This is a genomic window from Rhabdaerophilum sp. (genome assembly GCF_046092605.1).
GTDB lineage: Bacteria > Pseudomonadota > Alphaproteobacteria > Rhizobiales > Beijerinckiaceae > Rhabdaerophilum.
The window spans coordinates 1-5,883 of record NZ_JBJTDY010000132.1; the positions used below are offsets into that span (position 1 = coordinate 1).

Consider the following 5,883-nt stretch of genomic DNA (forward strand, 5'->3'; position numbering starts at 1 on the left):
TCGCGCACGGGGAGCCCTTCGCGCTCGGCGGTCTGAACCATCTTCAGGCCATGCTCGTCGGTGCCCGTGAGGAAGAACACATCCTTGCCATCCAGCCGCATGAAACGCGCGATCGCATCCGAGGCGATGAGCTCATAGGCATGGCCGAGATGCGGCTTGCCATTCGGATAGGAGATCGCGGTGGTCAGAAAGAAGCGTTCTTGGGCCATGGGATCACGTGAAAACCTTGCAAACTCAACGGGACTCTGGCTTTCCGCCCGTGTCTTCTGATTTCTATCAGCGCTCCGCGCCGGAAACCAGCACCGAGAGTTCATCCAGCGCGCGCATCGCGAAAGCGCGGCGATCGAGGTTCAGCGCCTCCACCTTGCGCGCCTCGTCTTGGAGCTTCGACCAGAGCTCGGCCACATCGGCCATCGCGGCATTGGGGTGCGGCCGGGAGAGACGTGCGCGGGCCTCGCAGGCGAGGAAGCGTTCGATTTCGTCCATGAGATCCGAGAGTGCCTCAAGACCATCCGCGCCGCCGCGCAAGGGTTCGGTGACAGCCTCGATCTCTTTCGCGGAAGGCCTCGGCAGGCTCGCGAGCACGCGCTCGACCGCGAGCGTCATCCGCGCCGCCCCGCCCGACCCTTTCCGCAGGGCGCGCCGGATGGAGCCTTCCGAGCCGATCTCCAGCGCCGAGGAATCCGGCACGGGACGCCCGAAAGCATTGAGAAGAGTCGCGAGGTCCTCCGCCGAAAGCGGTTCGAAATCGATGCGCTGGCAGCGCGAACGGATGGTCGGCAGCAAACGTCCCGGCTGATGCGCCACGAGAAAGAACACCGTCTTCGCCGGCGGCTCTTCCAGGGTCTTGAGCAGGGCGTTGGCGCTCGAAATGTTCAGGTCATCCGCAGCATCGATGATGACCACGCGCCAGCCGCCGAACGCCGCGGTTTTCGTGAGCAATTGCAGCGCGTCGCGCGTTTCCTCGACATTGATCTCGGCGCGGAAGCGCTTGACCTTGGAATCGTAGCGGCGCTTCAGCACGGCGAGATCGGGATGCGATTCCCGCGCGATCAGCTGCGTCGCCCTGGCGGATGCGCCCACCCCGAGGCTCTCCGGCGGGGGCGCTTCAAACAGCGCATCGGCCGCGCTCTCGCGCGTGCCCTCCTCGAACAGGAAGCGTGCGGCGCGATAGGCGAAGGTCGCCTTGCCCGTGCCCTCGGCCCCCGCGAGCAGGAAGGCGTGGTGCAGCTTGCCGCTCGTGTAGCCCTGCAGGAATTGCCGTTCCGCCGCCGCCTGCCCGAGAAGGCTCAGCATCTCGCGCGGATGCGGGATATCCGCAATGCGGTCGATTTCCGGCCATTCGCCGGGCTCGGGTGGCAGGAATTCCACGCGCTCCATCACTCGCCAACCCCCGGCACAGCGAAGATGCGCTGGCGCACCGCGAGGCGGATGGATTCCGCCACATAAGCCTCGTCCTGCGAGGCATCGATGACGATGAAGCGATGTGGTTCGCTGGCGGCAATCGCATGGAAGCGCCGCCGCACCTCGCGATGAAAGGCGAGATTCGACCTCTCGAAAGTGTCCTCCACGCCGGTGAAGCGCGAGCGCGCACGCTCAAGACCCAGTTCGGCATTGACGTCGAGCAGGAAGGTCAGATCAGGCACGAGGCCATCCGTCCCCAGCGCGATCACCTGCTCCAGCATCGCATCCGGCACCTTCCCGCCCTGATAGGCACGGCTGGAATCCGCGAAGCGATCGCAGAGCACGACATGACCGGCCGCCAGCGCGGGGCGGATGACACGCAGCACATGGTCGCGCCGCGCAGCTGCAAAAAGCAGGGCCTGTGTCAGCCCATCCTCCGAAGCCGCCTCATGCGTGAGGATCAGCCCGCGAATGGCCTCGGCCAGCGGCGTGCCGCCGGGCTCGCGCGTGAGCGTGACACTCAGGCCATAGCTTTCGAGCACGGCCGCGAGACGGCGGATCTGGGTCGATTTTCCCGCCCCCTCGCCGCCCTCGAAGGTGATGAAGATGCCACGCATGCCTCACCCCGCCGAAGCCTGCGGCCTGGTGGGCGCAGCCGGCTCCACCGGAGCACGCGACCCGAAGCCGACCTTCTCGCCAAGCCAGCGGAACGCCTTGAGGAAGCCCTGCCGCGAGAGTTCGAGCGCGGCATCCTGCGCGCGGGCGAGAACCGAACCCTTCGGCACCGCCTCGGCCGCCACGAGCGGCACGGTGCGGATCACCCGGTTCTCGACGAGAATCTCGAGCTTTGCGATCGCCTGCCCCTCGGCGATCGGCGCCAGAACGGGACCGCGATAGGCAATACGCAGGCTGGCCTGGTTCTGGCTGGCGCGCAGAACCGGAAGGCGCAGATCCTCCGCCACCTTCAGCGGCACGAAGCCGGAGGCGCCGCCATAGACCGTTGCCTCGCCTACCCGCGTTCCCGCAGGGAAAAGCGAGCGCAATTCAAAGCGGCGGAAGCCCCATTCCAGCAGCTTTCGCGCTTCCAGCGCGCGCTCCTGCACCGTTTCCAACCCCGCCACGGCCACGATCAGCCGCCGCCCCTCCTGCATTGCGGAGCCCACAAGCTGATGCGTGCCCGTAGGCGTCGTGCCGGTGAGAAGCCCGTCCGCGCCGACCTCCATGGTCAGGAGCGGATTGCGGCTCTGCTGCCGGTTCCGGCCGAAGGGCATGTCGCGCTGCGCGAAGAGGCCATAGTTTTCTGGATGATTTTTAATGAGATAGGCAGAGAGATTGACCATATCCCGCAGGGTCGTGCGCTGGTTGTCGCCGGGGCCAAGGCCCGTCGCGTTCGCAAAGCGCGTATTGCCAAGACCGAGATCGCGGGCATGGGCGTTCATGGCCTCGGTAAAGCGCGCCTCGGTGCCGGAAATGTTCTCCGCGAGCACGATCGCGGCATCATTGGCCGAGCCGACGACAAGGCCAGTCAGCAATTCCCCGACCTTCACCACCTTGTTCGGCGTGATCAGCATGTTCGGACCACCCGCGACCGCGCCGCCGCGCCGCCAGGCATCGGTGGAGGCGATCATGTCCTGTTCCAGCCTCAAGCGGCCTTCCTTCAGTTCGCGGAAAGCCAGAGCGGCCGTCATGATCTTCACGAGACCCGCGGGATGGATGCTCTGGTCGGCGTTGCGCTCGAACAGGATGGTCCGCGTCTCGAAATCGAGCAGAAGCGCCTGTTTCGCGGCCGTCTCGAACGAGGCATTGCGATCCGTTCCCTGAGCATGGGCGATGCCCATGCCGGCGAGGCACAGGAGCATGAGCCGCAGGAGCCATCGGAAGCTCGCGCGCAGAAATCCGGTCCGGTCGCCGAAACGAGACATGTCAGACCTTGTGACGCCAAGCCACACGGGAATCAACGCTCAACTTGGAGCGCAGATGGCCAAACCGCGGGATTGCTTGGGATTGAGTTTACTGACCGGTTGGGACCGCCTGGAGCGGGGTCCTGATCCAGTGCTGCTCGCCGCTGGCTGCGCTGCCAAACCGCGTGAGCAGACCGGACATATCCGACAAGGCAAGCTCGATGGGCGAAGCCTTCGGCAGGCGACCATTGCCACCCGGCAAAAGACCAGCCGGTGCCAGCGGTCGCGCCGCGCCACCGATCGTTTCGAGATCAAACGGACGCGACGGGGGAACCGGCAGATCCGGCGCCGGCGTGAAACGGGCTGCCATGATGACATTCGGCGGAGGAGAAGGCGGCGTGGAAAAAGCCTGCGGCAGTGAAGTCGGCGCGGATTCCGGGGCGGTGAAGCCCAGCGCCCGCTCGGCCGCGGGGGGCTGCCGGATGCCTGGAGCCGCGCTCGCGACCGGTGCAGCCGAGGCGACCATGACCGGATCGCCACGCAGCTGATTCGGCATACTTGCCGGGCCATTGGTGCGCAACGAAGCCACCAGACGCTGGTCATCCGATCCGGCAAGCGAAGCCGGGCCCATGTAATGCACTCGCACGCGCGTTGTGCCGATATGCTTGAAGCCAAGCAGGCTCGCGGTGCGCTCGGAAAGATCAATCACGCGATTGCCGTGATACGGCCCGCGATCATTCACACGCACGATGATCGAATGGTTGTTCAGTGTGTTGGTCACCCTGGCGTAGGACGGCAGCGGCATCGTGGGATGCGCGGCGGAAACCATGTTGCGATCATAGATCTCGCCATTGGCAGTCTTCCGGCCATGGAAGGCGATGCCATACCAGGAAGCGTGGCCCGTCTGGGAAAAGCCATCGGGCTTCTCGCGGGGCACATAGCGCTTGCCTGCCACGGTATAGGGGCGACCGATCTGGAAACGCCCGCCGCCTTTCGGCGCGGTCTCGTCCAGACCCACCACGCGCGGGCTGGCCTTTCCATATTTTGGATCGGAGAAGGCCCCGATCTCGCGCGAATGATGATGACCCGAGCTCCGGGGCGATTGAGAACAATTGGCGACGACGAGGGCAAGGGCAGTCACGGCACCGAGCTTGCCGATCAGCGCAGGGTGACGACCCGGACGGGTGAAGGAGGATCGCTCGCGCTGGTCCGTCATCGGCTCTGGCCCCCGACTTGCCCCGGGCCACGCCGAGGCGGACCCACTCCCGAAAGACAAAAAAGCGGTGGTTCGGCTTAACCAACCACTACCATTCTCGGCAGGTAAGCGGGTTCCAGGCGATGGTCAAGCGGGCAGCGCCCGCTGGGTTGCCAAAACGTTAACGGCGCGCAAGCCGGGCGCGACCGGAATATCCGTCGTCGCGCCGCCAGATCACGGCACCGGGGCCATCCTTTTCCAGCGTGAAACAGAATTTTCTGCCATTATACCATTGTTCCCATTGCTGGCAGAGCTGATTGCCCGCGATCCACCAGCGGCCCTGGTCGGTCGGCGCGAGCCAGCGGCCGAGGCCCACTGCCTCGCCAGAGCCATCGACACGGCCATCGACATAATAGGTGAGCGGCAATTCCCCGCCGAAGGGGGCGGACAGGAAGAACCGGTTCTGGGTGACCAGCCGACGCATTTCCTCGCCTGTCACGAGTTGCTTCCCTTCTGCGGAGGAATTCGCCTGCGCCATGGGTGCCGCGAGGAGGGCCGAAAGAAGGATCGTCGGAAGGATGCGCATGGATCAGTCCTGTTCTTGCCGCAACGAACCACCTACGTCAGTGTTCGCCGGTCGGATCAGTGACTGAGCGTTCCAGCGTCATGCGCGAATGGCATGTTGCGCGAAAGGCTTGCCAGTCCAGGCCGAATGGTTCAACGAAGGGCTCGCGGGATGGGTGGCCGAGTGGTTTAAGGCAGCGGTCTTGAAAACCGCCGTGGGCGCAAGTCCACCGTGAGTTCGAATCTCACCCCATCCGCCAGAAATTTGGCTTTGATTTCAAGATAGATACGAGATATCAGATACCTAGAGCCGCTCAACTGAGGTACAGGAGCGGTATACATGGTGCTAAGAATGACCCGGCCTACCCGGCGCAGAGACAGCAGAAACCAACAGTTTCAAGAGCGGGTTCCCGCGAGGCTAAAGCCAGTGATGGTCGGGAGGGAACTCCTCCTTACCCTCCCCGGGGATGCGAAAACACCTGAAGCGACGTTTGTCGCCAAAGTGACCCGGTTGGGGATCATCAAGTTCTCGCTGCGCACAGCCAACGATAATCTGGCGAAGCTGCGCACTGCGGCCGCGCGGGTGCAAATTGACAAGCACATAGCCAGTGTTGCGGCGGGGCCTAGGGCGCTAGACCAGATCGAAGCCGTGGCGCTTTCGAAAGAGGTCTACCAACTCTTCATCGACGGCTTCCATAGGAACCCCGGCTCTCCGGAAATGTGGGCGGCTGTTAAAGGGTTCAATCGCGCTGTCGACGAGGGTCGGATTGCTGTCGCCCCGAAGCTGACCCCTGAGACATTGGCGGGACATCTTGATGC

General features: G+C 64.3%; 7 protein-coding genes and 1 tRNA gene. 2 read left to right on the plus strand and 6 right to left on the minus strand.

What is annotated here, in order from left to right; translation table 11 throughout:
* From ACKODO_RS10125 to ACKODO_RS10150, 6 genes are all read right to left on the minus strand, one after another.
* On the minus strand, window positions 1-209 hold a 209-nt coding region (locus ACKODO_RS10125; protein WP_408983316.1), incomplete at its 3' end, for a class I tRNA ligase family protein.
* A gap of 67 nt (window positions 210-276) precedes the next feature.
* Window positions 277-1,380 carry a DNA polymerase III subunit delta' gene (locus ACKODO_RS10130; RefSeq protein WP_408983317.1) on the minus strand — a complete coding sequence of 368 codons (1,104 nt, stop codon included), beginning with the start codon at window positions 1,378-1,380 and terminating at the stop codon, window positions 277-279.
* Entirely contained in the window at window positions 1,380-2,021 is a 642-nt protein-coding gene (tmk, locus tag ACKODO_RS10135) for a dTMP kinase (protein WP_408983318.1), read from the minus strand. Before tmk ends, ACKODO_RS10130 begins: the two co-directional genes overlap by 1 nt.
* 3 nt (window positions 2,022-2,024) lie before the next feature.
* Window positions 2,025-3,326, minus strand: a complete 1,302-nt coding sequence (locus ACKODO_RS10140) for a D-alanyl-D-alanine carboxypeptidase family protein (RefSeq protein WP_408983319.1) — start codon at window positions 3,324-3,326, stop codon at window positions 2,025-2,027.
* Window positions 3,327-3,414: 88 nt separating this feature from the next.
* Entirely contained in the window at window positions 3,415-4,521 is a 1,107-nt protein-coding gene (locus ACKODO_RS10145) for a septal ring lytic transglycosylase RlpA family protein (RefSeq protein ID WP_408983320.1), read from the minus strand.
* A 160-nt stretch (window positions 4,522-4,681) separates the two neighbouring features.
* Window positions 4,682-5,086, minus strand: coding sequence for a hypothetical protein (locus tag ACKODO_RS10150; protein WP_408983321.1), 405 nt, complete (start codon window positions 5,084-5,086; stop codon window positions 4,682-4,684).
* Between the two features lie 148 nt (window positions 5,087-5,234).
* Here ACKODO_RS10150 and ACKODO_RS10155 point away from each other — a divergent pair.
* Window positions 5,235-5,324 (plus strand) — tRNA-Ser (locus ACKODO_RS10155).
* 170 nt (window positions 5,325-5,494) lie between these two features.
* Window positions 5,495-5,883: hypothetical protein (locus tag ACKODO_RS10160; RefSeq protein ID WP_408983322.1), on the plus strand; the 389-nt coding region annotated here is incomplete at its 3' end.